27 protein-coding genes are annotated in these 26,140 nt (G+C 64.8%); 17 read left to right on the top strand and 10 right to left on the bottom strand.

Annotation, left to right across the window (positions count from 1 at the left end; all coding sequences use genetic code 11):
* Window positions 1-38: 38 nt before the first annotated feature.
* Entirely contained in the window at window positions 39-620 is a 582-nt protein-coding gene (locus CTB96_RS15040; protein WP_110127643.1) for a hypothetical protein, read from the bottom strand.
* A gap of 466 nt (window positions 621-1,086) precedes the next feature.
* Between CTB96_RS15040 and CTB96_RS15035 the strand changes: the two genes are divergently transcribed.
* From CTB96_RS15035 to CTB96_RS15000, 9 genes are all read left to right on the top strand, one after another.
* On the top strand, window positions 1,087-1,176 hold the full coding sequence (locus CTB96_RS15035; RefSeq protein WP_110127642.1) for a potassium-transporting ATPase subunit F: 90 nt from the start codon (window positions 1,087-1,089) through the stop codon (window positions 1,174-1,176).
* A complete protein-coding gene (gene kdpA, locus CTB96_RS15030; RefSeq protein WP_110127641.1) occupies window positions 1,177-2,850 on the top strand; it encodes a potassium-transporting ATPase subunit KdpA in 1,674 nt (557 codons plus the stop codon). It begins immediately after the preceding gene.
* Window positions 2,851-2,852: 2 nt separating this feature from the next.
* Complete coding sequence (kdpB, locus tag CTB96_RS15025) at window positions 2,853-5,012, top strand: potassium-transporting ATPase subunit KdpB (RefSeq protein WP_110127640.1); 2,160 nt, start codon at window positions 2,853-2,855, stop codon at window positions 5,010-5,012.
* A gap of 33 nt (window positions 5,013-5,045) precedes the next feature.
* Window positions 5,046-5,654 carry a potassium-transporting ATPase subunit KdpC gene (gene kdpC / locus CTB96_RS15020; protein ID WP_110127639.1) on the top strand — a complete coding sequence of 203 codons (609 nt, stop codon included), beginning with the start codon at window positions 5,046-5,048 and terminating at the stop codon, window positions 5,652-5,654.
* Window positions 5,655-5,656: 2 nt separating this feature from the next.
* Entirely contained in the window at window positions 5,657-8,215 is a 2,559-nt protein-coding gene (locus tag CTB96_RS15015) for a sensor histidine kinase (protein WP_110127638.1), read from the top strand.
* On the top strand, window positions 8,212-8,910 hold the full coding sequence (locus tag CTB96_RS15010; protein WP_110127637.1) for a response regulator: 699 nt from the start codon (window positions 8,212-8,214) through the stop codon (window positions 8,908-8,910). The genes CTB96_RS15015 and CTB96_RS15010 overlap by 4 nt, the downstream gene beginning before the upstream one ends.
* Before the next feature lie 441 nt (window positions 8,911-9,351).
* Complete coding sequence (locus CTB96_RS20835) at window positions 9,352-9,561, top strand: methyltransferase domain-containing protein (protein WP_345788791.1); 210 nt, start codon at window positions 9,352-9,354, stop codon at window positions 9,559-9,561.
* Between the two features lie 133 nt (window positions 9,562-9,694).
* Window positions 9,695-9,853, top strand: a complete 159-nt coding sequence (locus CTB96_RS20555; protein WP_181397276.1) for a hypothetical protein — start codon at window positions 9,695-9,697, stop codon at window positions 9,851-9,853.
* 879 nt (window positions 9,854-10,732) lie between these two features.
* Entirely contained in the window at window positions 10,733-11,017 is a 285-nt protein-coding gene (locus CTB96_RS15000) for a hypothetical protein (RefSeq protein WP_146215826.1), read from the top strand.
* A gap of 291 nt (window positions 11,018-11,308) precedes the next feature.
* Here the strand turns inward: CTB96_RS15000 and CTB96_RS14995 are convergent, their stop codons facing one another.
* The 4 genes from CTB96_RS14995 to CTB96_RS14980 form a co-directional block, all read right to left on the bottom strand.
* On the bottom strand, window positions 11,309-11,683 hold the full coding sequence (locus CTB96_RS14995) for a hypothetical protein (RefSeq protein ID WP_110127635.1): 375 nt from the start codon (window positions 11,681-11,683) through the stop codon (window positions 11,309-11,311).
* Window positions 11,684-11,756: 73 nt separating this feature from the next.
* Entirely contained in the window at window positions 11,757-12,956 is a 1,200-nt protein-coding gene (locus CTB96_RS14990; protein ID WP_110127634.1) for an MFS transporter, read from the bottom strand.
* Entirely contained in the window at window positions 12,953-13,300 is a 348-nt protein-coding gene (locus CTB96_RS14985; RefSeq protein WP_110127633.1) for a carboxymuconolactone decarboxylase family protein, read from the bottom strand. The genes CTB96_RS14990 and CTB96_RS14985 overlap by 4 nt, the downstream gene beginning before the upstream one ends.
* 48 nt (window positions 13,301-13,348) lie before the next feature.
* Window positions 13,349-13,705 carry a cyclophilin-like fold protein gene (locus CTB96_RS14980; protein ID WP_110127632.1) on the bottom strand — a complete coding sequence of 119 codons (357 nt, stop codon included), beginning with the start codon at window positions 13,703-13,705 and terminating at the stop codon, window positions 13,349-13,351.
* Window positions 13,706-14,114: 409 nt separating this feature from the next.
* Here CTB96_RS14980 and CTB96_RS14975 point away from each other — a divergent pair, with 409 nt between their 5' ends.
* A complete protein-coding gene (locus CTB96_RS14975; RefSeq protein ID WP_110127631.1) occupies window positions 14,115-15,017 on the top strand; it encodes a helix-turn-helix transcriptional regulator in 903 nt (300 codons plus the stop codon).
* 60 nt (window positions 15,018-15,077) lie between these two features.
* Here CTB96_RS14975 and CTB96_RS14970 read toward each other — a convergent pair whose 3' ends face one another.
* Window positions 15,078-16,553 carry an MFS transporter gene (locus CTB96_RS14970; RefSeq protein ID WP_110127630.1) on the bottom strand — a complete coding sequence of 492 codons (1,476 nt, stop codon included), beginning with the start codon at window positions 16,551-16,553 and terminating at the stop codon, window positions 15,078-15,080.
* A 198-nt stretch (window positions 16,554-16,751) separates the two neighbouring features.
* Here CTB96_RS14970 and CTB96_RS14965 point away from each other — a divergent pair, with 198 nt between their 5' ends.
* The 4 genes from CTB96_RS14965 to CTB96_RS14950 all read left to right on the top strand — a co-directional run bounded on the left by CTB96_RS14965 (window position 16,752) and on the right by CTB96_RS14950 (window position 18,871).
* The gene (locus CTB96_RS14965; protein WP_110127629.1) at window positions 16,752-16,970 is read left to right on the top strand and encodes a dodecin; all 219 of its coding nucleotides are present in this window, start codon (window positions 16,752-16,754) and stop codon (window positions 16,968-16,970) included.
* Between the two features lie 107 nt (window positions 16,971-17,077).
* On the top strand, window positions 17,078-17,929 hold the full coding sequence (locus CTB96_RS14960; protein WP_110127628.1) for a PHP domain-containing protein: 852 nt from the start codon (window positions 17,078-17,080) through the stop codon (window positions 17,927-17,929).
* A gap of 116 nt (window positions 17,930-18,045) precedes the next feature.
* A complete protein-coding gene (locus tag CTB96_RS14955; RefSeq protein ID WP_110127627.1) occupies window positions 18,046-18,300 on the top strand; it encodes a YciI family protein in 255 nt (84 codons plus the stop codon).
* A 154-nt stretch (window positions 18,301-18,454) separates the two neighbouring features.
* Window positions 18,455-18,871, top strand: a complete 417-nt coding sequence (locus CTB96_RS14950) for a cupin domain-containing protein (protein WP_110127626.1) — start codon at window positions 18,455-18,457, stop codon at window positions 18,869-18,871.
* 36 nt (window positions 18,872-18,907) lie between these two features.
* On the opposite strand, the gene CTB96_RS14945 is transcribed toward CTB96_RS14950, so the two are convergent.
* Window positions 18,908-20,233 carry a glycosyltransferase gene (locus CTB96_RS14945; protein WP_248283392.1) on the bottom strand — a complete coding sequence of 442 codons (1,326 nt, stop codon included), beginning with the start codon at window positions 20,231-20,233 and terminating at the stop codon, window positions 18,908-18,910.
* A 153-nt stretch (window positions 20,234-20,386) separates the two neighbouring features.
* Between CTB96_RS14945 and CTB96_RS14940 the strand changes: the two genes are divergently transcribed.
* Window positions 20,387-22,036: a SulP family inorganic anion transporter gene (locus CTB96_RS14940; protein WP_110127624.1), complete on the top strand. Its 1,650-nt coding sequence runs from the start codon at window positions 20,387-20,389 to the stop codon at window positions 22,034-22,036.
* A 9-nt stretch (window positions 22,037-22,045) separates the two neighbouring features.
* Complete coding sequence (locus CTB96_RS14935) at window positions 22,046-22,714, top strand: GAP family protein (protein WP_110127623.1); 669 nt, start codon at window positions 22,046-22,048, stop codon at window positions 22,712-22,714.
* Between the two features lie 30 nt (window positions 22,715-22,744).
* Here the strand turns inward: CTB96_RS14935 and lipA are convergent, their stop codons facing one another.
* From lipA to CTB96_RS14920, 3 genes are all read right to left on the bottom strand, one after another.
* Entirely contained in the window at window positions 22,745-23,731 is a 987-nt protein-coding gene (gene lipA / locus CTB96_RS14930) for a lipoyl synthase (RefSeq protein WP_110127622.1), read from the bottom strand.
* Window positions 23,728-24,363, bottom strand: coding sequence for a lipoyl(octanoyl) transferase LipB (gene lipB, locus CTB96_RS14925; RefSeq protein WP_110127621.1), 636 nt, complete (start codon window positions 24,361-24,363; stop codon window positions 23,728-23,730). The genes lipA and lipB overlap by 4 nt, the downstream gene beginning before the upstream one ends.
* 72 nt (window positions 24,364-24,435) lie before the next feature.
* Window positions 24,436-25,167, bottom strand: coding sequence for an alpha/beta fold hydrolase (locus tag CTB96_RS14920; RefSeq protein WP_110127620.1), 732 nt, complete (start codon window positions 25,165-25,167; stop codon window positions 24,436-24,438).
* Window positions 25,168-25,425: 258 nt separating this feature from the next.
* Here CTB96_RS14920 and CTB96_RS14915 point away from each other — a divergent pair, with 258 nt between their 5' ends.
* A complete protein-coding gene (locus CTB96_RS14915; protein ID WP_110127619.1) occupies window positions 25,426-26,097 on the top strand; it encodes a phosphoribosyltransferase in 672 nt (223 codons plus the stop codon).
* Window positions 26,098-26,140 lie beyond the last annotated feature (43 nt).

Below are 26,140 nucleotides of genomic sequence, written 5' to 3'. Positions count from 1 at the left end.
GTGCTCCTCCGTGGAATTGCGTTTGTTTGTGGGATGGGTCATGCGAGTTGCGCCAGCCAGGTGAATTCGGCCGCGATGTCGTCGGTGCTGTCCGACGTGTCAGGCACCGATGGCCGGGCACGGATGTCCCGCAGTGCGACGACACCGGTGCAGGGGATGGCGAGTAGGTCGCCTTCTCGGAGATCGTCGGGCAGTTCCATCACGCCGCGGCCGATGCTCGGTGTTTCGTGGGATTCGCCGGAGAGCAGGATCGCAGCGGTGCTCTTCACCGTGGAGGCTCGGCCGATAAGGCGGGTCTCTCGCCAGGTGGCGTTGACGGTGTCCAGGCACGCGTCGATGAGGACAACCCGTGCCGCATCGAAGTTCTTCAAGACCGCGGTGACGCGGACAACGACCACGGCGGCTTCCTGGTAGGGCGACTTGCGCCCGTGCGTACCGGGGATGACAGCGGCTGCGGTGTGCACACACGGTGTCTGGCACACCTCGACGAGGCGGGTCATCGAGACACCGCACACGAAGACGTCGGTCGTAGTGACCTGAGAGGACTCCGGCCACGCATCGATGCGGAGGGGGTCGGCAATTGAGCGCCGGAGGGAGGGCATGATCGCGGTGAGAGTCATGAACGCGAGCCCGTGCCACGGTCACTGGGTTTGAGGGGCTCCGATGTGGGGCTGTCAGGTGTTGTCATGGTTCAGTCCTACTGGCCCGGCGACGGGAAACCCCGCTCCCTAACGGAACGCATGCGGGTACAGCCCTGAATCGAACGGAACCGATACGGGGGCGGCCCGGCATACCGATGACGCGCGAATCAGGGTGCTGGGCGAGGCCAATCAGCCTGGGATGAGGAGGGGTGTAGGGATCCCGTTAGGTTCGGGCGATTCACCGTTTGGATTCCGTTAGGGCTGGGATTTCGCCGTGACCGGGGGTGTCTAATCGGATGTCGTGCCGCTGCGGCATCCATGTCCCGCTTTCGGGTCGTGTGGTCCTTCTCCAGATGGAGTTACTTGTGCTTGACATTGTTTACGTGCTCGGCATCATCGCCGTGTTCGCGCTTGTCGGCGTCATTGGCTGGGGGGTCGAGAAGCTGTGATCTTCTTTGACCTGCTTGCCGCGGCGTTGGCTATTGCCGCTGTGGTGTACCTCGTGGTCGCCCTCGTGAAACCGGAGCGATTCTAAATGGACGTTTTCTTCGCGATCCTCCAGGTAGCGACCCTGGTACTCATCCTCGCCTTGCTCTATCGTCCCCTGGGCGACTACATGGCCCACGTCTACACCTCTAAAAAAGACCTGAAGGCCGAGCGAGGCTTTTACCGGATCATCGGGGTAGATCCCAGCGTCGAGCAAACCTGGAAGTCTTACCTGCGGGGCGTTCTTGCGTTCTCGGTCGTCGGGCTGTTGTTCGTCTACCTCTTGCAACGCTTCCAAGCGGTACTCCCGTACTCTCTGGGACTGCCCGCCGTCCCGGAAGGGCTCTCGTTCAATACGGCGGCGTCGTTCGTGGCGAACACGAACTGGCAGTCGTACTCGCCCGACATCACCATGGGTTACACCGTCCAGATCGCCGGCCTGGCCGTACAGAACTTCGTTTCCGCCGCCGTGGGAATCGCGATCGCTATCGCGCTCGTGCGCGGTTTCACCCGGCGCGAGTCGGCCACCATCGGTAACTTCTGGGTCGATCTGACCCGGGGAATCTTGCGGTTGCTTCTTCCCCTCTCGGTGGTTGGTGCAGTGGTGCTGATCGCGAGCGGAGTGATCCAGAACTTCAACGGCTTCACCGAGATCACGACCCTCAGCGGCGGCGTGCAGAACCTGCCCGGTGGCCCGGTTGCCTCCCAGGAAGTGATCAAGAACCTCGGGACCAACGGTGGTGGATTCTTCAACGCCAACGCGGCCCACCCGTTTGAGAACCCGAACGCCTGGACGAGCCTGTTCCAGAACGTGCTGATGCTGATGATTCCCTTCTCTCTCCCACGCACCTTCGGGCGCATGGTCGGCAACCACAAACAGGGTTACGCCATCCTCGCTGTCATGGGCAGCATCTTCGTCGCCTCGCTCACCTTCCTCACCCTGTTCGAGCTCAACGGTGCCGGTACGGCGCCGCAGCTCGCGGGAGGGGCTATGGAGGGCAAGGAGCAACGCTTCGGGATCTTCGCCTCGACACTGTTCGGTTCAACGAGCACCTTGACGTCCACCGGCGCGGTCAACTCCATGCACGACTCGTACACCGCCCTGGGTGGCATGATGCCCATGATCAACATGATGCTCGGCGAGGTCGCCCCCGGCGGCGTCGGGTCGGGCCTGTACGGAATGTTGGTCTTGGCGATCATCGCGGTCTTTGTCGGCGGTTTGCTCGTCGGACGGACACCCGAGTACCTCGGCAAGAAGATCGGCCCGAAGGAAATCAAACTCGCCAGCCTCTACATTCTGGTCACTCCCACGATCGTCCTGCTGGGTACCGCGCTGAGCTTCGCGATCCCCGCGATCCGCGCTGACGTGGAATCCACATCGATCTGGAACCCCGGTGTTCACGGCCTCTCTGAAGTGTTGTACGCGTTCACGTCGGCAGCAAACAACAACGGTTCGGCTTTCGCCGGACTCACCGCGAACACTCCCTGGTTCAATACCGCGTTGGGTGTTGCCATGTTGCTCGGCAGGTTTATTCCGATTGTGTTGGTCCTTGCTTTGGCAGGTTCCCTTGCCGCTCAAGACAAAGTGCCGGCCACGGCTGGAACACTGCCCACCCACCGTCCGCAGTTCGTCGGTCTCCTCGTCGGCGTGACTGTCGTCATCACTGCTCTCACATATTTCCCCGTACTCGCGCTGGGTCCCCTAGCGGAAGGGCTGCAGTAACCATGTCCACCACCACAACACCCACGATGGCGCCGGAAACACCCGGCGCCCCCACCGCCCCTCGATCACAGAGCGCATTCAGCGCCGAGCAACTGATCGCCGCCATACCCGGAGCCTTCAGAAAGCTCGATCCTCGCCAGATGTGGCGCAACCCCGTCATGTTCATCGTCGAGGTCGGCGCAGCGTTCACCACGGTCCTCGCTATCGCCGAACCATTCCTGGGCGGCCCGGAATCCTCGGGCGGCTCCTCCGTACCGGCATCCTTCACCTGGGGCATCGCCGTCTGGCTGTGGCTGACCGTGCTTTTCGCCAACCTGGCCGAGTCCGTCGCCGAGGGCCGTGGAAAGGCGCAGGCAGACAGCCTGCGCAAGACCCGCACCAGCACCACCGCCCACGCGGTCACCGGGTACAGCCCCGACGGTGATCCCGCCGCGACGACCACACCGACCCGGGAAGTGTCCTCCGCTGACCTGCAGCTCGGTGACGTCGTAGCCGTCACGGCCGGCGATCTGATTCCGGGTGATGGCGACATCATCTGGGGAATCGCCTCGGTGGACGAGTCGGCCATCACCGGTGAATCGGCGCCGGTGGTCCGTGAATCCGGTGGTGACCGCAGCGCGGTGACCGGCGGAACCCGGGTGCTGTCCGACCGCATCGTCGTGAAGATCACCAGCAAGCCCGGCGAAACGTTCGTGGACAGAATGATCGGCCTCGTCGAGGGTGCGTCACGCCAGAAGACCCCCAACGAGATCGCGTTGAACATTCTCCTGGCCAGCCTCACGATCATCTTCGTCATCGTCACGCTGACCCTGAACCCGATCGCGTCATACTCTGCGGCGACAGTCAGCCTGCCGGTCCTGGTGGCGCTCTTGGTCTGCCTGATCCCCACCACCATCGGGGCGCTGCTCTCCGCAATCGGCATCGCCGGCATGGACCGGCTTGTACAGCACAACGTGCTGGCCATGTCCGGGCGCGCGGTTGAAGCCGCAGGCGACGTCACGACGCTGCTGCTGGACAAGACGGGAACCATCACCTACGGCAACCGTCGCGCGTCCGAATTTGTCACCCTTGAGGGTGTTCCCGCCGCCGAGCTCATCCGCACGGCTGCTCTCTCCTCGCTGGCCGACCCGACACCGGAAGGCAAGTCGGTGGTCGACCTGGCTGGGGTAGAGGGAATTCACGTCGGAGAATTCGCCCCCGGCGACATCGTGCCCTTCACCGCCCAGACCCGGATGAGCGGACTCGATCAGCCCGACGGCACCCAGATCCGCAAGGGCGCCGGCTCCGCGGTTATCGCTTGGATCGAACAGGACGGCCGGGTGGCTAGCTCTGTTCTGGCTGATTTGGACGAGCAGGTGGAGCGCATCGCCAACAGCGGTGGCACTCCGCTCGTCGTCGCCGTCAAGACCGCGACTGGTGAAGGTCGTCTCCTCGGTGTTGTGCACCTCAAGGACATCGTCAAGGAGGGTCTGAAGGAGCGCTTCGCCGAGATGCGTGCCATGGGCATCCGTACAGTTATGATCACCGGCGACAACCCGCTAACAGCCAAGGCGATCGCTGCCGAGGCCGGGGTGGACGACTTCCTGGCCGAGGCCACCCCGGAGGACAAGCTCGCTCTGATCCGCCGCGAGCAGCAGGGCGGCAACCTTGTCGCCATGACCGGCGACGGCACGAACGACGCGCCAGCGCTCGCGCAGGCGGATGTCGGCGTGGCCATGAACACGGGCACCTCGGCCGCGAAAGAGGCCGGCAACATGGTCGACCTGGACTCGGACCCGAGCAAGCTAATCGACATCGTGCGGATCGGCAAGCAGCTGTTGATCACTCGCGGCGCGCTCACCACCTTCTCCATCGCCAACGACATCGCGAAGTACTTCGCGATCATCCCGGCGATGTTCATGGGAGTGTTCCCCGGCCTGGCCGTGCTGAACATCATGGGGCTGCATTCCCCGTCGTCGGCTGTCCTGTCGGCGATCATCTTCAACGCCATCGTCATCGTCGTCCTCATCCCGTTGGCTCTGCGTGGGGTGAAGTACCGTCCGCTGAGCGCGTCGAAGATCCTCGGCCGCAACCTGCTCGTTTACGGCGTCGGCGGCGTGATCGCGCCGTTCATCGGAATCAAGCTGATCGACCTCATCGTCGGTCTGCTCCCCGGCTTCTAACCCCGTGCTCCACATCAGAAAGAAGATCTCATCATGAGCGCACCACGCTCGGGCATCGCGCACTACTGGGTCGCCCTCCGCGCCATGCTCGTCCTCACTGTCGGCCTCGGCGTGGCCTACCCACTCGTAATCACCGGTATCGGCCAGCTTGCCCTGCCCGCTCAGGCGAACGGCTCAACCGAAACCGTGGACGGCGAAGTCGTCGGATCTGCCCTCATCGGGCAGTCCTTCTCCGACGCCGACGGCAACCCGCTGCCGGAGTGGTTCCAACCGCGCCCCTCAGCTGCTGGCGACGGATACGACGCCGGCGCGTCCAGCGGATCCAACTACGGCCCGGAGAACACGGACCTAATCGCTGCGATCGAGGAGCGGAAAGCGCAGATCGCAGAGTTCAACGGCGTCGACCCGGACGAAATCCCCGCGGACGCCCTCACTGCATCGGCGTCCGGATTGGACCCACACATCAGCCCGGAGTACGCACTGCTCCAGGTTGACCGCATCGCGGCCACCCGGGATCTCCCCGTGGACGATGTGCGGGCGCTGGTCGAGGCTCACGTCCAGTCCCGAGACCTGGGCTATCTCGGCGAGCCGACGGTGAACGTACTCCAGCTGAACATCGCACTCGAAGCCCTGCAGGCCTAACGATGAAACGAGGGCGTCTACGAGTGCTGCTCGGCGCCGCCCCCGGCGTCGGCAAAACCTACACCATGCTCGAGGAAGGCAAGCGACTCCTCGGTGAAGGCCAGGACGTGGTGGTCGCGGTCGTGGAAACCCACGGGCGCGCCGCCACGGCCGCAATGGCCGACGGACTCGAGATCATCCCACGCTCCACGATCCTGCACCGCGGCGTCGAACTGACCGAGATGGACCTTGCCGCGGTCATCCTGAGGAAACCCACCATCGCCTTAGTCGACGAGCTCGCGCACACGAATGCACCTGGCTCCACGCACGACAAACGGTGGCAGGACGTGGAATCCCTGTTGGCTGCGGGAATCGATGTGATGTCGACGGTCAACATCCAGCACATCGAATCACTCAACGACGTCGTGCAGCAAATCACCGGTGCGCCGCAACGTGAAACCGTTCCAGACGAAGTGCTCCGCGCTGCCGACCAGATTGAAGTCGTTGACCTCGCCCCCCAAGCGTTGCGTGCACGCTTGGCCGACGGCCGGGTCTACCCAGCCGAACGCATCGACGCGGCCCTGTCCAATTACTTCCGATTGGGCAACCTCACCGCCCTGCGGGAACTTGCCCTGCTCTGGCTCGCGGACGAGGTCGATACAGCGTTGAAGTCATACCGTGCCGAACACGGAATCGACAGCAAATGGGAGGCCCGAGAGCGAGTCGTCATCGCCCTCACCGGTGGTCCGGAAGGAGAAACCCTCATCCGGCGCGGCGCCCGAATTGCCGCCCGCTCCGCCGGCGGGGAACTCCTCGCCGTGCACGTCACCAGCCAGGACGGGCTCAGATCGGCGCACCCGGGGGCGCTGGGCCAGCAGCGAACCCTCGTCGAGACCCTCGGCGGAACCTACCACCAGGTCATCGGCGACGACATCCCCCTCTCCCTGGTCGAATTCGCCAAGGGCGCCAACGCTACCCAACTCGTGATCGGCGTCAGTCGGAGAAGCCGCCTCGTCGCCGCGCTCACCGGTCCTGGAATCGGTTCCACGGTGATTCGCGAATCGGGCGACATCGATGTACACATCGTCACGCACGCCGCAGCCGGAGGCCGGTTCGCGCTGCCTCGACTTGCCGGCGCTGTCACGATGAAGCGACGCATTTTGGGTTTCGTCCTAGCCCTGCTCGGCGGTCCACTGGTGACCTGGCTACTCGCGTCGTTCCGAAGCCCGGAATCCATCACCAGCGATGTTCTCACCTACCAGCTCCTGGTCGTACTCGTCGCTCTGATCGGCGGGATCTGGCCGGCCCTCTTCGCGGCTTTCCTCTCGGGCCTCACTCTTGATTTCTTCTTCGTCGAACCCATCCACACCATCACTGTCGATGAGCCACTGCACCTCTTAGCGCTCGTACTGTATGTGCTCAACGCAGCCCTGGTCAGTTACGTTGTCGATCAAGCCGCCCGCCGCACCCGAGCCGCGAAACGCTCGGCAGCGGAGTCCGAACTGCTCGCTACCATCTCCGGAAGCGTCCTTCGGGGTCAAAGCGCCCTGCAGGCGTTGATCAGTCGCACGCGGGAAGCGTTCAACCTCACGGAAGTCCGCCTGATCGCACAGGGTCAAATTCTCGTCAGAGACGGAGAACCCTCCCAAACCGCACACGTCACCACGGTGCCGGTGGGGGTCCGTGCCAGCCTCGAACTCCACGGGGCAGACTTACAGGCATCGGAACGACGGCTGCTTGCGGTGATCGCCGCCCAAATCGACGCCGCCATGGAGCATTCCGCTCTCACCGCGACAGCAAACGAGATCGGGCCCCTGGCCGAAACCGACCGTGTGCGAAGCGCACTCCTCACAGCCGTCAGCCACGACCTCCGCCGGCCACTCGCCGCGGCCACCGCCGCGATCAGCGGACTACGCTCGACCGAAGTCACCTGGTCCGCCAGCGATCGTGACGAACTCATCGCCACTGCAGATGAGAGCCTGCAAACCCTGGCCGCACTCGTAACCAACCTCCTCGACGTGAGCAGAGTCCAAGCCGGCGTTCTCGGCGTCTCTCTCGACGCCATAGACGCAGGGGACGTGATCCTCCCGTCGCTGGACGAACTGAAGCTCGGCCCCCAAGCTGTCGAGCTTGACCTCGACCCGGACCTTCCCACTCTTGTCGCCGATCACGGGCTGCTTCAACGAGTAGTGGTGAATCTCCTGGCGAATGCCTCCCGCTTCGCCCCGCCCGGCACCCGAGTGCGTATCTCGACGAGCAGCTTCGGTGGCACCGTCGAAATCCGCGTCATCGACCATGGCCCCGGCATCTCTCCCGAACGGCGCGACGACATCTTCGTCCCTTTCCAACGACTCGGCGACACGGATAACCTCACGGGCCTGGGCCTGGGGCTCGCCCTGTCCAAGGGGTTCACCGAAGGGATGGGAGGCACCCTCGAAGCCGAGACCACCCCCGGCGGCGGACTGACGATGGTCATATCCCTGCCCGCGGCTCATCCACAACGCGATGAGCAAATAGCAGGCGAGAACTGCGCTGACACCCAGACTGAACGCGCTGGGACTGTAGACCAGGAGACCGCATGAAGATCCTCATCGCCGACGATGACCCACAGATACTCCGCGCATTACGAATTACCCTCGGGGCGCGCGGTTACGAAATCATTACAGCGGTCAACGGCACGGAAGCACTCAACGAAGCCATCGCGCATCGTCCCGACATCTTCATGCTCGACCTCGGCATGCCTGAACTCGACGGGATCCAAGTCATCCAAGCACTCCGCGGCTGGACTCTCGCCCCCATCCTGGTTGTTTCCGGACGAACCGGCGCCGCAGAGAAAGTCGAAGCCCTCGACGCCGGTGCAGATGACTACGTCACCAAACCGTTTTCGATCGACGAACTCCTCGCTCGCATTCGCGCCTTGACCAGACGGGTCCCGAACGAGGAAACTGCGCCGACAGTCCGATTCGCCAATATCGCCATCGACCTTGCCGCCAAAAGCGTCACAAGGAACGCCCCAACGGGGAATGAACTCGTCCGACTGACACCGACAGAATGGCAGGTCCTCGAAGTGCTCGTCAGAAACGCTGGCAAACTCGTCACCCGCCAGAGTCTCCTCACCGATATCTGGGGATCAGAGCACATCAGCGACACGGGCTATCTCCGGCTCTATATCGCTCAACTACGCAAAAAGATCGAACCCGACCCGAGCCGGCCGCGCTATCTGCTCACAGAATCGGGAATGGGCTATCGATTTCTGCCCGACCGTGACTCAAGTTAGAGGAAGGTAGGGCGACCGGCGCGCGACAGCAATGAAGACGACTTGCTATCAAGAAGGTCCTTTTCCCGCGGAATGTACTGACACCACTCCATCAGTCCGAAAGGGCCTGTCGTTCTTCCCAATCGGGCGAACGTGCGATTGGTCGACCATCGACGGGCAGCAACTTGGGCGCCGGTATCTTGATCGGCTAGGCGGTGACAAGCGGCATCAGGGCGACCCGGGACGTGCACTCCGTGGCCATAGCGCGTTGCGCGCCGGCGTAATCGTGCTCGATCGAGGATCCGGCGGCGGCATCGATGTGCACCCCTCGGCCCGACGGCCGGCCCCACCGGATTCGCCTACGGCCTCGAGAGGACTCATGCAGTGCTGACCCGCGCCTGCGCCAACGTGGCCAAGGCCGGTGCCACAAACGACGAATTCTTTAAGGGACAAATCCAATAAATCCCTCAGGCCGACGAGACGATCAGCGTCGTCATCTCGAACTGCATAATCAACCTCACCGCAGACAAGACCGCCGTCATCACCGAGATGTACCGCATTCTGAAGCCGGGCGGACGCCTCGGGATCTCCGACGTGGTCGCCGAGGACCACCTCAGTGAACAGGACAGCGTCCAGCGCGGTAGCTACGAGGGCTGCATCGCCGCGTGGTGACCGCGGAGCATGACATTCAGCGGACTGGCTCCGCGGATCAGTTCCGGGCGGACGAAGGACACTGCACATCAAGTCCGCCCGTCCTTACCCAGACCAACGACATAGACTGATCGTCCGTTCGAGAGGGAGAACCATGAAAATCAACGACGACGCTGATGGTGAATACACCGATTCCGAGCCAGCGGCGGGCACGCCGGAAATTGGCGACGACGCCACACAGGCAGAGGGCGAGTACACCGACAGCGACACTCCTAATGGAAACCCTCCGGCAATGAACTCCACCTCACTCTGACCCCAGGTCGCGCTTTGCCGAGGGTAGCGCGAGCGCTTAGTGGTCACCGGCTCAACCTTTGGTGGACATAGCCATAGGCATTAGCGTTCAATGTGGTGGGTGACGAGAGCGCCCGAGGAGAAGAGCGCAGGTCCACACACCGGTGATCATCGCATCGTCGATATTTTACGTCGAGGGTAAACCCGGAGCCGATGTACGTCAGCTCCCCGTCAGTCCCGGAATTAGTCGGCGGCGTGACCAGAAACGAACCAGATACCTCGCTGCGTGACCAGAATGAGCCCGTATCAGTCCGTGCCAGCGCGTACACTAGAGCCATGAAAACTGCGGAAATCCGCGGGATTTCGCCCCAGTTGCGGGGGAGTGGCACAGCCGAGACAGCTATCATTTGTTCTTGGTTCGAGTCCAGGTACCCCAGCCATACGTATGCCCCCGGTCATCCGGGGGGGGGGGGTTTGCAAGTGAGCTCCACGTGAATCTTGGGGAATCCGATCGCGGAGCAATCGTCTCAGACGCTGCTGCTCAAGGCTAGGTCTGCCTCGATCTGCTGTGCCGCCGGTCTCAATGTCGGGAGAGGCGCCCGCATGGTGTTGGGGATGTGCGCATCCGCGCTGCAGGTCGGTCTTCATGTACGACGTCAGCGCCCACAGCGAGCTGGCGCCGAGCGCCGCGAGGGCATCCGGGGCTGGCTAGGAGGTCAGCAGGACGGGCCCGTCCAGATGGCTTAAGCGGGCAAACTGGTGCCCACAGTGATCTTGACCTGCATGATCTGCCGGCGGAGCGCGCGCTTCAATGAGCGTCGCCAGGTGCGATTCGGTCGGGTCAGTTCATGCGGTGTTCGTTCGGAGCCGCTAGTCTCTCCGCAACTGACAAAGGAAGACAATGAGCGACAGGATGCCGGAACGTGATGTTGAGCCGCGAACCCCTGCGCGCGGCGGGTCTCGCTCGAATCCATTTGCCGCAACGTTGCTCGGCATCTGGATTGTTGCCGGCTTGTCCGCAGCATTCTTCTTCTGGGCCGGGCGGGAGTCAGATCCAAATGGCGGTTACGATCCCGAAGGCGACCTGTTCACGGCACTGGGATACGTCGGGGCGGTGCTGGCAGTGGTCGCGGCCTTCGTGCACCTCGGTGTCAAGGCTGTGCTCTGGAAGCCGCCCGTCGGCTGAACGCCGTAGCCCCGCGGCCAAGAGCACGGGACTGGTGCCCGGTTATGAAGGGAGCCAGCGTGAATGTCGCCCAGAGGTAGCCGGCGCTGTGGCGCCGAAAAAAACAGGCAGGCCAGGGCCAGCGCACGGGAGGTCCGCAGCCACAACGCACCGAGCACGATGAATGAGCCGGTCCTTGTGCGACCAGGGAATGGAGAACCGTCGACTAGCGACGAGGCGACACTTAGCGAAACCGTCATCGCCTGGTTCGGCGAGACGAGCTACGACGTGAGCACTGTCGTGGCATTCGGTCTAACACTTGTGCTTCGGCTCGATGGAGATGCCGTGCGTATGGATGAGCTCGTGAGTTATTGGTGCTTCCTGTTCGGCGAACTCCGGGTCCACGTCGCGCCAGATTCTGCAGAGTTCGAACAGTTCGGCGAGCTGCAGTGCGTCGCTACGGCTGGTTTTGTCGGCGAGGACTCGGTGGAGTACGGCCCGGGCAGCCTCCAGCTCGCGGGCCAGCCGGTGCTGTATCCAGGTGCTCTGGGCAGAGTCGGAACCAGCTTCCCGCAGTGATGTGGCGTGGGCTCGGGCGATGGCGTCGCCGACCGTGGGAGCGGCGAGGGCTCTCAGGTCCGCGCGGGCGCGGCGGTCGTTGTCCTCAGCGGGTGTGCTGATCGCCATGGTTCTGCTTCTTCCGGCTGCGGGGAGGTAAATCAGGGTGTGACGCGCACGCAGATGTCCGCGCGTTTCGTGATTAGTGGCGTGCGGCGAACGCGGTGCGCCGCCCGATTCCGGTGAGGGCCAGCGCGAGCAGGCCGAGGACCGTCATGGCGGCGGGCAGGATGAGGCCGTCGGCCGCGGTCAACAACAGCGCTCCGAGGATGCCGGCGCCGAAGATGGCGAGGTTGAACGCGACGGGGAGGAACGAGTTCGCGATGTCGGCGTTGTCGCCTCCGGCGTGCGTGAGCGCATTTTGCAGTTGAGGTGCCGCGCCACCGAAGCTCACTCCCCAAAGCACTGCCGCGATGAGTATCGCGGGCGTCGACGCGTGCCCGACCAGCAACACCACCCCTGCGGCAGTGAAGGTCGCTGCGGACAGGTGCAGCAGCGGCCGCGGATGGCGGTCGAGGAAGACGCCGACGAGGGCGACTCCGCCGAGGGACGCGACACCGTAGACGAGCAGCATCAGGTCGGGGGTGATGCCTGTTCCGGTTGTCCGAAGGTAAGGGGCGATGTAGGTGTAGATAGTGCTGTGGGCGAGCATCCACACCACGATCACGATCAGGACGATGGGCACCCCGCTAAGGCGGAACACGTTGCGGAGCGGCAGACGGGTTGCTGCCGGCAGTCCTGGCGCGTCGGGCACGCAGACCAGGATGATCAGGCCCACCAGTAAACCAAGGATGCTGAGCCCGGCGAAGGACCAGCGCCAGTCGGTGAGCCCGCCGATGAACGCGCCAAGGGGGGTGCCGAACGCGAATCCCAGGGGAGCGCCGATCGACATGATCGACAGGGCGAGTCCCGAGCGGGCGGGCGGGCTGATCCGGATGGCGTAGGCCGCGAGCATCCCCCAGATGACGCCGGAGAACGAGCCGGCGATGAACCGGGACACCAGTGATACGGCGACATCGGGCGAGATCGCGGTGAGGGTGTTGGCCAGGATCAGGCCGACGATACTGATCAGCAGGAGCGGTTTGCGGCGGAACCGTCGGGTGAGCGAGATCGCAGGAATCGTAACGACCACGGTGCCGAGCGCGTAGGCGCTGACGAGCAGGCCCACGTTTCCCTCGCTCGTCGCCATGCCGGCGGCGATATCGGGCAGCAGGCCCGCAGGCATGGTCTCCATCGCCAAGAGAATGAATCCGATCAACGCGAGTGAAACGAGCGCCAGCACGGGCAGGCGGCGCTCGTCCGATTCGTCGATCACCGGAGTGCTGGCGGTGCTGGCGCTCATTCGGTTCCGTTCGTCGATGGTTCGCTGAGCACATCCTTGAGAACTGCGATCGCCGTCATGGCCTTGGGCCAGCCGGCGTAGAAGGCGAGGTGGGTGGCGGTCTCAATCAGCTCGGCATCTCTCACACCGTTGGCGAGGGCGTGGCGGGCGTGGAAACGGAGCTGCTCGGCGTCGCCGCCCCGGATGAGGGCGGCAACGGTGATGAGGCTGCGGTCGCGGGGGCTCAGTTCGGGGCGGTTCCAGACGTCGCCGAAAAGCACGTCGTCGGTGAGGGCGGCGAGCTTCGGCGCGATGTCGCCGATGGCGCGTCGGCCGCCGCCGATCTGCCGAGGGAAGTCGGTCATAGGGATTCTCGATTCAGTGGATGCGGAATTCAGTGGATGCGGAGTGGTTCAGTTCACGGTGATGGTGCCCACAAAGGCGGGTGCGTCCCGCACAGTGGCGACATCGGTGAATGTCCCGATCGGGATGATGCCGGTGAAATAGCCAACGGGTTCGTAATAGAGGACGATCGCCTGATCCGGGGCGTAGTAGCCGATGGCGCCGGGTTCGGCGCTGCCGCCCGGCGGCATCCCGTCCAGTGACAGGGGCGCCGGGATGCCGGCGATCTTCTCCTGCGCGCCGAAGTCCACGAATGAGAGTTCCAGCGGCAATTGTGCCAGGAGCGCTGCGGATGCGGCGTTGTTCTGCAGGACTCCGGAGACGGCCGCGCCGTTCACTGTGATCGTGATGCTCGTTTCAGTTGGCACTGGGGACTCCGTGGTTTCAGGAGGCGTAGGCGTGGGGGTGGTCAGCGGTTGTGGAGGTGGGGTTTCGGACTCGGGCGAGAACGCGGCGGTGGGAGCCGGCGCAGTGGCAATCGGCCCCGAATCGGGGGCGCATCCGGCCACGCCGATCAGAGCCGCAGAGACCACGCCGACGAAGGCGGTGACGCGGGGGAGAAGCGAGTCAGCCAACCGTCTGTGCTCCGTCGACCGTGATGCACGGCCAGCCGTGATGGTGAGTGGAGTCATGAGGGTGGATTTCTCCAGTTGGCGGGTGAAGTCGTACGTTCGACTGCCAGTCAAGACGCCCCACGGCGACGTAGCCAGGGCACTGGCTAAACGGGTTCCCACAGAACCTCCCTTCCGATCGGTAAAGCGACCTACCGTGGGAACCATGGATAATCTCAACGAGGTTCGCGAATTCTTGATCTCGCGCCGGGCTCGGATCAGCCCGGAACAGGCCGGCATCGAACCATCGGGCGGTCGCCGACGGGTCCCGGGACTCCGCCGCGATGAAGTCGCCCGGCTCGCCGGATTGAGCGTTGAGTACTACACCCGTATCGAGCGGGGCAACCTTACTGGTGTCTCCGACGGCGTGCTCGACGCCATCTCGCGTGCGCTCAACCTGGACCGCGCCGAGCATGACCATCTGCACGACCTGGCCCGCACCGCCAATCTCGGCGCACGCCCTCGCTCCCCGAAGCCGCCGGCACATAGCCTTCGGCCCGCGACGCAGCATCTGCTGGACTCGATCACCGGCGCCGCGGCTTTCGTGGGCAACAACCGGATGGACATCGTCGCCGCGAACGAGCTCGGCTTCGCCCTGTATTCGGAGATGTATCGCACGAACGCCCGCCCGGCCAACCACTCGCGGTTCATCTTTCTCGACCCCCGCGCCCGCGATCTCTACCCCGATTGGGATCGGGCAGCGAACGTCAACGTGCAGATTCTCCGTCGTGACGCTGGTCGCAGCCCTTTCGATAAGGAGCTCAGCGATCTCGTCGGCGAACTGTCGGTTCGGAGCGAGGAATTCAGAACGTTATGGGGATCTCACGACGTGCGCCGTCACTATTCGGGCGCCAAACAGTTCCATCACCCGGCCGTCGGCTTACTCGAACTCACCTATCACGTCATGGAACTCGAAGACGACCCCGGGCATACCCTGACCGTCTATACCCCCGCACCCGGCAGTCCCTCCGCACAGGGTATGCACCTGCTCGCTACCTGGGCCGCGACGGAGCATATCGCCGAGATTGCGCGCGACCCCCACACGCGGCAGCACATTCCGGTCGATTGAGCGCTTCGTCAAGACTCCGCCGAATCGAAGTCGCCACATTCGCAGCCCCAAAATGCCCAGTCAGAGTGCGGGGCGACGGGTTCGGCTCCGCGCCATGCCGACCAGGACGAGGGCGGCGGCCGCGGCGGTGAGGGTGAACCCGGCTACGGTGACTCCGTCCTGAAAGGTCGCAGCTTGGCGCACGCTCCAGGTGGACGATGACATGTCGCCGGTGAAGAGCGCCGCAAGAATCGTACCGGTCACGGCGATCCCGACTCCCGTCGCGACTTGGCTGGACGTGTCGACGAGAGCTGCGCCTATGGTCGTGCGGTTCGCCGGCAGGCCAGTCATGACGTTGGTGCCTGCGACCACTCCGACCACACGCATGCCTGCGGCGACGAGCACGAGGGCGATGGCGATCCAGATGTAGCCGAAGCGACTTCCCGCGGCGAAGACGGCAAGGCCGAGAACCACGGATGCGGCGCTCATCCACGCTGCGTGGTTCATTCCAACCTTCCGCAGGAACGGTCCGACGATGCGGCCGCTGAAGAGGAGCACGACGACTTGGGGGAGTAGGCCGATTGCAGCCAGGGCCGGCGGCCATCCCCAGGCGAATTGGAGCTGCAGGGTCGCCATGTAGCCGATACCGGCGATCGCGAGGCCCGACGCGGCCTTGTAGGCCAGCCCGCTGGACACCAACGGCAGTGCGATGAGCTTCACGTCGAGGAGGGGGTAGCGAGCGGTGCGTTCGCGAACGACGAAGAGGATCGCCGCAGCCGCGGCACCACCAGCCGCCGCCCACGGCATCCAGGATCCGGTGCCTTCCTCAAGGAACAGGGTTGGAGCAATGAGCGCCAGCACGATGGTGGCGGTGCCGAGAAGCGCCCCAATGACGTCGAGAGGGTCGCGGTGTAGTTCCTCAGGGAGATCCTTGGCGACACCGATCCTGATTCCGATGAACGCGAGTACGGCGAGGGGTATGTTGATCAGCAGCAGGACTTGCCACGGCGCGATGGCCAGGATGAAGCCCCCGAGGGTTGGGCCTACAGCCAAGCCCACGAGACCCACCGTGGAGATGAGCGTGAGCGCGCGAACGCGTAGGGACTCCGTGTCGAAGAGACGGAACGCAAGAGCCATGGACCCTGGGGTGGTCATCGCCGCGGCGACGCCCATGGCGGCACGGACGGCGATGAGCTGCTCAGGCGTCGTGACGAATGCGGTGGCGAGACTGGAGAGAGCCAGCAGAGCGAGACCCACCAGCATCACTCGTCGGCGCCCGAACCGGTCTGCCATAGCGCTGAACAGCAGCATCAGCCCGCCGAAGACGACCGCGTACGCGCCTGTGACCCACTGCAAACCGGTGGCCGACGCGTTCAGTTCACGCCCGATCGTGGGAAGTGCCACGTTCAGGATCGAATTGTCGAGCATCTCGAACAGGAATACCGCCGACAGGCCCGCCAGTGCGACCGCAGCAGCTCTCAGCGTTTCGGGACGGCCTGGATGAGATGAGGTCGGAGACCCCTGGATCTTGTCTGGTGATTCGTTCTGCACGCTCATTCACATTCTCCTTCTAGGGGAGAAGTGGCGGCTCTAGGAGCGGCGTACGAGCGTGAGCGAAAGCCCACGGTTTTACTTCCGGTGCCACGAGTCTAGCTCGGACGTTCGAGAGATTTCGGTCCTCCGGGTGCGAGCCAGAGAGCAAGCACGTAATCTCGGTGCATCGACCTTTGAGTGAATCAAGAAGGAGTGACAGTCATGGCCAACCACACCTACAGGGTGATCGAGATCGTCGGGACCTCGCCTGACGGCACGGATGAAGCAATTCGCAATGGGATCGAACGAGCATCCGAGACGATTCGGAGCATTGACTGGTTCGAAGTCGTCGGAACTCGCGGTGACATTGAAGACGGGAAGGTGGCTCATTTTCAGGTCACGTTGAAAGTCGGATTCCGGCTCGAGGAGCCTAGCGTCTGATGGGTGGCATAGCCGCTCGCGCGCACGGTTGCGAGTCGCCCGAGGTGGATGGTTTCTCCTGTCGCTGACGCGAGTGCGTCGATCACGCCTTGGCTAGGGTGTGCGGTATGACCTTGACGGCAGACGCTCACGTTCACAGCGAGTGGTCGTGGGATGCAGGGTCGGACCCTGCCTCGGCGGGCGCCATGAATCGGATCTGCGAACGTGCGGTGCGCATCGGGCTGCCGGCGATCGTCTTCACTGAGCACCTCGACTTCGAGGATGCGTGGAAGGTGGACGCCGGTGATATCGGCGAGCACGGCCAGCGCTACGTCGATGACGAGGGATATGTCAGGCTTCCACCGTTCGACGTCGATGGATACCTGGCCGCGATCGATCGGTGTCGGCACGACTTCCCGGAGCTCCGAATCCTGACCGGAGTCGAGTTCGGGCAGCCGCACATCTGGGACGCCCGGGCGGCGTCGTTGCTGCGGAGTGGTGTGATCGATCGCGTGAACGGCTCCCTGCACATGCTCTCGTTCACGGATGGTGACCGCTCCGAGCCGACCACGCTGTACCGCCACCTACCGGCTGACCAGGTGATGTGGGAGTACCTCGCGGAGATCCCTCGAATGGTCGGCGGGTCCGACTCGTTCGCGGTCTTCACTCATATCGACTACGCCGTTCGGTCGTGGCCGGTGTTCACAGCCGGCCCGTTCGACCCGGGGCGGTTCGAAGAAGGGTTCCGCGGCGCGATGCGTGCGATCGCTGAATCAGGACGAGCGCTCGAGATGAACACGCGCCGTCTCTGGCCATGGATTCCGCGCTGGTGGGCAGAAGAGGGCGGGCAGGAGGTGTCGTTCGGCAGCGATGCTCACGACGCAGGTTCCGTTGCGGCGAATTTTCCCGAGGCGATGGCGATGGTCGAATCGTTCGGGTTCACGCCGGGACGGCGCCCGGAGGACTTCTGGATGCGCTGAGTCACTGTCGCCGGAACGGGACGGATGTGCGCGGTGATGGCTATTTCGGTCGATCCCGTTCGACGTCATAGTAAAAGGGCGCATCGGGCGGCCTCGCACCGGCGGACGAAGGCGTCGTGGTCGATTTCGCCGGCGACAAGCCCATCGTGACCGACGGACCGTACGGCGAGACGCATGAATTGTTCAACGGGTTCTGGATCCTCGAGGTCTCGAGCCAGCAGGAAGCCGCCGAGTGGGCGAGCCGTGCTCCACTCGGGCCGGGCTCCAAGCTGGAGGTGCGCCGCATCCCGAGCCAGGAGGAAGCGTTCGCAGACCATGCCGACAACGAGTACGTCAAGAAGGCGGCGGAACTCAGGGCTGACAGTCACTGAGAGCGGCGGCGCGGTCTGATCGTGGGTGGGGCCGTCGCTTTGTCGCGCGCCGCGTTGCGGGAGCTGGCTGAGGGGGTGACTCACAGGGACTCCCAGAACCCGCCAGTGCCTCTTAGCGTGGTGGTTCTGCCCATCCGATCAGAAGGAGCGCTCCATGAACATCGAGCCCGCAATTCCCACCACCAAGAACCCGCCGGAACAGTTTGCCGGCGACGTGTGGCTGGATCCCATCGCCCTGCCGCACGAAGAGGGCCAGCGGATGGTCGTCGCCACCGTGCGCTTCGCCCCTGGCGCCCGCACCGCCTGGCACTCCCACGGCCGCGGCCAGTACCTTCGGGTCACCGACGGCATCGGGCGCTTCGGCACCCGCGACGGGAAGATCATCGAGGTGCACGCCGGCCAGACGATCTACACTCCGCCCGGCGAAGAACACTTCCACTCCGCACCGGAGAATTCGTACATGCAGCACATTGCCATGCTCGAGGGCGCCGACGACCCCGCCGAAACCACGATCTGGCTCGAGCACATCACCGAAGACGAGTATCGCGGCAACGCCACGACCGCAGACTGATCACCATCACCGCACGCGACGCCCGCCGCTGAGCGTTCAGGCCGCGACCCGATTGCGCTCGAGAAGGGCGTCAACGACGTCGGCGTACTCGGTGATCATCCGCTGGCGTCCGAATCGGGCGCGAGCGCCCAGGCTGCGACCGCGGAGGTCGTGGCGCCGGCTCAGCACGTCTCTCCAGGTGGCCGCGATGACGGCAGGGTCGGCTGGTGTGACGAACCCGATGTCCTGCACGGATACTGCGGCGTCACCGACATCCGTGGTGACGGGTGTCGCACCTGATGCTGCGCCTTCGAGGAGACACAGCGGCGACGCCTCGCCGAAGGCGCTGGTGAGCGCGACGATGTCGGCTATCCGGTAGATCGACGGCATGTCATCGCGGATGCCGAGGGCATGCAGATGTGTCGCATCGCTGATGCCGGACTCGTGGAGCAAGGCACGAAATGCCTCGTTCTCCAGCGTCATCCCTGCGCCGCAGACGAGGAAGTGCGTGTCGGGGCGCTGCTGGGAGAACAGGGCGGCTGAACGCAGGAAGAGCCCGGGATCCTTCATCGCGTCGAATCTGGCGGCGAAGACCACGACGGGTGCTGTTGCCGGTATCCCGAACTGCGTCCTCGTCTGGGCATTCTCGAGCGCCGTGCCGGGGCGGAACCGGTCGGTGTCGATCCCGTTCGCAATGACGAAGCGTGCCGTGGTCGGTGGGAGGAAGGGTGCGTAAGCGGCACTGGTTGATCGGGCGCACGAAATCTCGGCCGTCACCAGACCGGTGGTGGCGGCTTCGTTGAGCCAGGCCAATGCTGGCCCTGAATGTTCAGGGTCGGATCGATGCAGGCAAGCGGCAACCGGAATGTCGGGCATCAACCCGCGCTCGCGCAGCGCGAGCAGCAGTCCGAGTGGCTGCTCCTTCAACGACAGGATCACATCCGCTCTGCGCACCGCATTCGCCGCGATGCGCAGCTGGCGTTCGGTGAAGGTGGACGGGTCAAGGGCGTCAACACCGCCAATCCGTCCCAGCGTGGTGACGCCGACGCCGGCCGCGGTGAGCCGGACATAGCGCGGGTCCGCATGCAGGTACTGGATGGACGACTCGCGGCGGGCGGCCGAGGCGATCGACAGCACGCTGTGCTGTTGATCGGCCCCGCTGTGCAGCCCCGCGATGAGGTCGGTGTGCAGAATGCGCGCCCCGCCGGCGAAGAAACCCTCATACAGCGACAGGACTCGAATAGGACGGATCATCGCGACGCCTTTCGGGGGTGTACAGAGCGGGGGAGCGGCAGAGCCGTTCGGACAATGCTGGAAGCTGCGCGCCTGGATGTCGATTAACCGCGGATGTGCATCGGGTGAACGACAGATCACGCCGACCACGCAGAGGGCCAGAGACCTGACAGATCGTCATGTTCGTGCGTACAGTTGTCGGTGATCAGTCCATGCTCCGACCACTCAAACGCACGGCCGGGACCGCTCGGGTGACTCTGCTGGTTCCTTCTCAACTGCTCTTCCGACCAGGGAGGACTCAGCATGCCCCACCCGTTCGCCGGGTTGACGTGGCGGAACGCGGCCAACGAAACGGTCGCGGGCATCACCCTGCTCGCGATCGCGGTGCCGCTGAACATCGGCTACGCCCAGATCGCCGGACTACCGCCCACCGCCGGCCTCTACGCCCTCGTGGTGCCCGCGATCGTGTACGCGTTCCTGGTGTCCTCAAGGCAGCTGGTCGCCTCGCCGGACGCCGCAGCCGCCGCCCTCGTCGCCTCGTCGATCGGTGGACTCGCTGTCGCGGGAAGTGCGGACTACCTGACGATGGCCTTCGCGCAGGCCATCATCTCCGGTGTGATGTTCGCCATTGCCGCGGTGTTCAAACTGGGATTCCTCGCCAACTTCCTCTCCAAGCCGATTCTGGTCGGCTTCGTTGGCGGACTTGCCTTCGACATCCTGATCAGCCAGATCGCGAAGATGCTCGGCGTCACGATTGATTCCGGCGGAGAATTCGTCGACAAGGTTGTCGGCCTGGTCGACGGACTGCCCACGATCAACGGCTGGTCCGTGCTGATCGCAGCCTCCTCCGTGCTCGTGCTCGTGCTCGGCCGGCGGATGGCGCGTGTCGTGCCGTGGGCGCTGGTGGTCTTGGTCCTTGCGACCGTCGTGGTCCTCGCCACCGGGCTGGAGCAGTATGGCGTCGCCGTGCTCGGGCCCGTTGACGCCGGCCCGCCCACGGTCACCTGGCCGGTACTGGACTGGGTGAGTTGGTTGGCGTTGATTCCCTCGGCCATTGCGCTGACGCTCGTGACGATGGCAGAGGGGCTGCTCGTCGCCCGCAGCTACGGCGAGAAACGCGGGTACGCCACTCGGCCGAATCAAGACCTGCTCGCATTCGGCGCCGCGAATGTCGCCGCCGGTGCGACCGGCGGATTCGCGGTCGGTTCGTCGACGTCGCGTACCGCGGCGATGGATCAGGCCGGGTCCCGCACACAGCTGCCCACCGTGGTGGCCGCGATCGGGACCCTGCTCCTGCTCGTCTTCGGCACGGCCCTGTTGGAGCACATTCCGTCTCCCGCCATCGGCGCCATCGTCGGGATCGCGATCCTTCCGTTGCTCGGATTCCGCGACTTCCGGCAGCTGTGGACGCAAGACCGGTTCGAGTTCCTGATCGGTGCGACCTGCTTTCTCACGACTCTTCTCATCGGCGCCATCCCCGGCATCGTCGTCGCATTCGTGCTCGCCCTCATCAATCTCGCCAAACGCGCCTCCGCGCCCGCGATCGACGTGCTCGCCGCCGACGGTGAACCCGGCTCCTCGCTGCTGGACCCGGCCCCCGCCGGCACGCCCACCGTGCCGGGGGTGGTGGTCATCCGCATGAGCGCGCCCCTGTTCTTCGCGAACGGCTCCGTGTTCTCCGACGCCGTGAAGACGGCCGTGACGATCACGCCGCAGGTGCGCCACGTCGTGCTCGACCTCGAGGCCGTCACCGACATCGACGTCACCGGGGCCGAAGCCTTCGACTCGCTTAAGAGGTGGCTCGCTGCGCGGCCGGTAGCGCTCGCCGTGAGCCGTCCCCGGCCGCAGACCCTCGACCGGATGCGCACCCTGGGTCTGATCACCAGCGAGACGGTCTACCCCACCAACAGGGCGGCGATCATCGCGCTGTCCACCCCAACGCAGCCGGAGTAGGAGAACGCCATGGGTTCCGTCATCGGAGAGATACTTCCTCTCGCGCTCGGTATCGCCATCAGCCCGGTACCGATCATCGCCGCGATCTTGATGCTGCTGTCCCCGAAGGCACGCGGCACCAGCATCGGCTTCCTGGTCGGCTGGGTTCTCGGCATCGTCGTCGCTGTCATCGTCTTCACGCTCGTGTCGTCGTTCCTGCCCGACAGCGGTGATGCGTCCAGGCCCATTGCTGGAGTCATCCAGATCATTCTCGGTGTGCTCTTGCTGTTGCTGGCCGTCAAGGAATGGCGGTCGCGACCGCATGGCGACGCTGAACCAGCGCTACCGGGGTGGATGGCGGCCATCGACTCCATGACAGCGGCGCGCGGGCTGCTACTCGGATTCGCGCTCTCAGCACTCAACCCCAAGAACCTGCTCATGGGTGTTGCAGCCGGCGTGGCCATCGGCTCCGGTGGGCTGACCGTGGGCGAATCGACGATCGTGATCGTGCTCTTCACACTGATCGCGGCGTCCACGGTCGCCGTGCCGGTGATCGCCTATCTGGCCGCGTCGAACCGAATGGCCGCACCCCTCGAATCGCTCCGCAGGTGGCTCGTGCACAACAACGCCACCGTCATGGCCGTGCTGCTCCTGGTGATCGGGGTCGTGCTGATCGGCAAGGGCATCGGCTCCTTCTGACCGATACGCGTTGGCGCATCCGTTCCCGGCTCACACTGCCTGCCGGAAAGCGAGCGTCGCATCGGCCAGGTGGCGCAGGTGCTCGGGCACGGGGCGCCCCGTCGCCACCATCGATTGAGCCCACAGCCGGCCCGCGCGGTATGAGGAACGTACGAGCGGCCCGGCGAGCACGCCCAGGAACCCGATTGCCTCCGCTTCCTCCTTGAGCTCCACGAATTCTTCGGGACGCACCCACCGTGCCACCGGCAGATGACGTGGGCTGGGCCGCAGGTATTGAGTGATGGTGATGATGTCGGTGCCGGCGTCATGCAGATCCTGTAGCGCCTGGCTGACCTCGGTGCGCTCTTCGCCCATGCCCAGGATCAGGTTCGACTTGGTGATCAGCCCGGCCGCGCGCCCTTGGCTGAGCACGTCGAGGGACCGGTCGTAGCGGAAGGCTGGGCGGACCCGTTTGAAGATTCGCGGCACGGTCTCCACATTGTGGGCGAACACCTCGGGACGGGCGGAGAACACCTCGGCCAGGTGGGCCCGGTTGCCGGTGAAATCAGGAACCAGGATCTCCACGCCGGTGCCGGGGCTCTCGCCGTGAATCTGCCGGATGGTCTCGGCATAGAGCCAGGACCCTTCGTCGGGAAGGTCGTCACGGGCCACGCCCGTCACCGTCGCGTAGCGCAGGTTCATCGCCAGCACCGATGCGGCCACTCGCCGAGGCTCGTCGGTGTCGTAGTCAGCCGGTTTGCCGGTGTCGATCTGGCAGAAGTCGCACCGCCGGGTGCACTGCGAGCCGCCGATCAGGAACGTCGCTTCCCGGTCTTCCCAGCACTCGTAGATATTGGGGCAGGCCGCCTCCTGACAGACCGTGTGCAAGCTCTCGCTCTTCACGAGTTCCTGCAGCTGACGGTACTCAGGGCCCATTCTGGCCCTGGTCTTGATCCACTCCGGTTTACGCTCGATCGGTGTTTCGGCATTCCGGATCTCCAGTCGGAGCATGCGGCGGCCCTCAGGTGCGGCGGTCATACCCGTACCGCCATCCGGTTGCGGAAATGGGCGACGACGGCCTCGGCGCTCTCCTCGGTGCTCACGGAGCGGCCCAAGAGGTGGGACATAGTGGTGACCCCGGCATCGGCGATGCCACAGGCGACGATTCGGTCGTACGGTTCGAGGGAGTTGTTGCAGTTGAGGGCGAACCCGTGCATAGTGACGCCGTCGGACACCCGGATGCCAATGGCGGCGATCTTGTCCTCGGCGCCCGTGGGTCCGACCCACACGCCGCTCCGACCCGCCACGCGCCTGCCGTCGATGCCGAAGTCGGCCAGCGCGTCGATGAGGATGCCCTCGAGCAGACGCACGTAGCCGACCACGTCGATGGGTTCGGGGAGCCGCAGGATCGGATAACCGACCAATTGGCCCGGGCCGTGCCAGGTGATTCGGCCGCCCCTGTCCACGTCGACCACCGGCGTACCGTCGGTGGGACGGTCCTCCGGCTGCGTGCGTTTACCGGCCGTGTAGACGGCGGGGTGTTCGAGGAGCAGGACGGTGTTCGGTCGTTGACCGGACACCACCGTGCGATGGACGGCGCGCTGGAGCTCAAGGCCCTCGAAATACGGCACGGAGTTGGCGCTTAGCCCCGCGACGACAAAGTCGAGCATGGTGGCAGTCTACGGGGCGGAATTATCGCGGCCGACCCAGTGCCCTCACGCCGCGCTCCGCACCGGTCGCCGTCAGCTGATCGCCGCGACCGCTGCCTGGATCGCGGCGAGGGTGACCTCCGGATGGGAAACCATTGAGACATGGGAGGCGTCGACTTCGGTGATCGTCGCATTCGCGCGTGCGGCCATCCGGCGTTGTGTGCCGATCGGAATCACCCGGTCCTCGGTGCCCAGCACGGCCCAGCTCGGTATCGTCTTCCAGGCCGGAGGCCCGGACGGGGTGACGTTGGCCACGAACGATGCCGGTCGTTGAGTGGCCACGATCGTCCACCGGTCTGCCTCCGGCAGGTCCTGGGCAAACGCGGTGTGCACGGTGTCGGGCTTGAGGAACGCCTCGGCGGCACCCTCAGGGGCACCCGGGTAGCCCGCCACATCGAACACCGTCGTCGGGTCGGCGACCGCGAGTGCAGAGCCCGAACCGTCGAGGATTCCGACCACGGTCTCACCCTCGTCGGGAATGAAAGCGTCGACGTACACGAGCGCCTTCACGTCGCCGCCCTGGGCGCCCGCGTTGGTGATCACCGCGCCACCGTAGGAGTGCCCTACCAGCACCACCGGACCGCTCGTGCGCTGGGCGAGGAAAGATGCGATGTAAGCGGCATCCGAGGTCAGCCCGCGCAATTCATTGGGTGGGGCCAAGACGGTGAATCCCTGAGCCTGCAGGGGCACGATCACGGCATTCCAGCTGGACGCGTCGGCCCAGGCTCCGTGAACAAGAACAATGGTCGGGGTGCTCTCTGGCATTTGACTTCCATTCAATAGTGTCGCGCGAGCGATTCAGGTGTTTGGGGTCACGTCCTCTGCTGTGCCAGACGCTGGAGACACGATAGCCGGGAGCCCGACAGTTCCATAGGGGCGGGCGCCCACTCATGCGACGAAAATCCCACCCGCCAGCCGCATCCGCGAACGACCTGTCTGCACGCACTATGCGGTGTATCTGCCGGTCACGGGCGTGTCGCTGCGGGGCTAGCGCACGGCCCGGCCGGGGCCGATGATGGCGTCATGGTGCTCTTCACTGATCGCGTCGAGGCAGGGCGTCGGCTTGCCCTGCAGCTCGATTACCTGCGCGGGCAGGAGGTGACGGTGCTCGGCATTCCGCGCGGGGGAGTGCCGGTGGCCTACGAGGTGGCGGTGGCGCTCGGTCTGCCCCTGGATGTGATCGTCGTGCGCAAGTTAGGCGTGCCGTTCCAGCCCGAGTTCGCGATGGGTGCCATCGGTGAGGGCGGTGAGGAGCTGGTCGACGAATCGGTGGTCGCGTTGACCGGGGTCACCGACGACGAGGTCAGTGCCGTTGAGGCCCGCGAACGGGTGACCCTCGACGAACGAGTGGCACGTCTGCGCCCCGGGCATCGTCGGCTGTCGCTGCAGGGCCGAACGGTGGTGATCGTCGACGACGGTGTGGCGACGGGAGCGACCGCCCGGGTCGCCTGCGACGTGGCTCGCCGGTTCGGCGCCGAATCTGTGATTCTGGCGGTGCCCGTTATCGCCGCGGCAACCCTGGCCGACATGACCGGTGCCGACGACATCGTCTACCTCGTGGCGCCGGAGACGTTCTGGGCGGTCGGCCAGTTTTACACCGACTTCTCGGCGACCACCGACGACGAGGTGGCGCGGTTGCTCGCCGACGCGGCACGGCGCCACGTCGGCCGGTCCGGGGAGGAACAGGCAGACTGACGGCCCGGCGGCTTACGGCTCGTGCCGTGCTGGGCAACCATGA

The organism is Cryobacterium arcticum, assembly GCF_003185895.1.
Taxonomy (GTDB): domain Bacteria; phylum Actinomycetota; class Actinomycetes; order Actinomycetales; family Microbacteriaceae; genus Cryobacterium; species Cryobacterium arcticum.
This window is presented reverse-complemented; position numbering and strand designations above follow the sequence as displayed.

Bases quoted from the DNA above. Each gene is read 5' to 3' on its own strand.
- CTB96_RS15040 (WP_110127643.1), bottom strand. From the start codon at position 620: ATGACTCTCACCGCGATCATGCCCTCCCTCCGGCGCTCAATTGCCGAC.
- kdpA (WP_110127641.1), top strand. From the start codon at position 1,177: ATGGACGTTTTCTTCGCGATCCTCCAGGTAGCGACCCTGGTACTCATC.
- kdpB (WP_110127640.1), top strand. From the start codon at position 2,853: ATGTCCACCACCACAACACCCACGATGGCGCCGGAAACACCCGGCGCC.
- kdpC (WP_110127639.1), top strand. From the start codon at position 5,046: ATGAGCGCACCACGCTCGGGCATCGCGCACTACTGGGTCGCCCTCCGC.
- CTB96_RS15015 (WP_110127638.1), top strand. From the start codon at position 5,657: ATGAAACGAGGGCGTCTACGAGTGCTGCTCGGCGCCGCCCCCGGCGTC.
- CTB96_RS15010 (WP_110127637.1), top strand. From the start codon at position 8,212: ATGAAGATCCTCATCGCCGACGATGACCCACAGATACTCCGCGCATTA.
- CTB96_RS20555 (WP_181397276.1), top strand. From the start codon at position 9,695: ATGAAAATCAACGACGACGCTGATGGTGAATACACCGATTCCGAGCCA.
- CTB96_RS15000 (WP_146215826.1), top strand. From the start codon at position 10,733: ATGAGCGACAGGATGCCGGAACGTGATGTTGAGCCGCGAACCCCTGCG.
- CTB96_RS14995 (WP_110127635.1), bottom strand. From the start codon at position 11,683: ATGGCGATCAGCACACCCGCTGAGGACAACGACCGCCGCGCCCGCGCG.
- CTB96_RS14990 (WP_110127634.1), bottom strand. From the start codon at position 12,956: ATGAGCGCCAGCACCGCCAGCACTCCGGTGATCGACGAATCGGACGAG.
- CTB96_RS14985 (WP_110127633.1), bottom strand. From the start codon at position 13,300: ATGACCGACTTCCCTCGGCAGATCGGCGGCGGCCGACGCGCCATCGGC.
- CTB96_RS14975 (WP_110127631.1), top strand. From the start codon at position 14,115: ATGGATAATCTCAACGAGGTTCGCGAATTCTTGATCTCGCGCCGGGCT.
- CTB96_RS14970 (WP_110127630.1), bottom strand. From the start codon at position 16,553: ATGAGCGTGCAGAACGAATCACCAGACAAGATCCAGGGGTCTCCGACC.
- CTB96_RS14965 (WP_110127629.1), top strand. From the start codon at position 16,752: ATGGCCAACCACACCTACAGGGTGATCGAGATCGTCGGGACCTCGCCT.
- CTB96_RS14960 (WP_110127628.1), top strand. From the start codon at position 17,078: ATGACCTTGACGGCAGACGCTCACGTTCACAGCGAGTGGTCGTGGGAT.
- CTB96_RS14950 (WP_110127626.1), top strand. From the start codon at position 18,455: ATGAACATCGAGCCCGCAATTCCCACCACCAAGAACCCGCCGGAACAG.
- CTB96_RS14940 (WP_110127624.1), top strand. From the start codon at position 20,387: ATGCCCCACCCGTTCGCCGGGTTGACGTGGCGGAACGCGGCCAACGAA.
- CTB96_RS14935 (WP_110127623.1), top strand. From the start codon at position 22,046: ATGGGTTCCGTCATCGGAGAGATACTTCCTCTCGCGCTCGGTATCGCC.
- lipA (WP_110127622.1), bottom strand. From the start codon at position 23,731: ATGACCGCCGCACCTGAGGGCCGCCGCATGCTCCGACTGGAGATCCGG.
- lipB (WP_110127621.1), bottom strand. From the start codon at position 24,363: ATGCTCGACTTTGTCGTCGCGGGGCTAAGCGCCAACTCCGTGCCGTAT.
- CTB96_RS14920 (WP_110127620.1), bottom strand. From the start codon at position 25,167: ATGCCAGAGAGCACCCCGACCATTGTTCTTGTTCACGGAGCCTGGGCC.
- CTB96_RS14915 (WP_110127619.1), top strand. From the start codon at position 25,426: ATGGTGCTCTTCACTGATCGCGTCGAGGCAGGGCGTCGGCTTGCCCTG.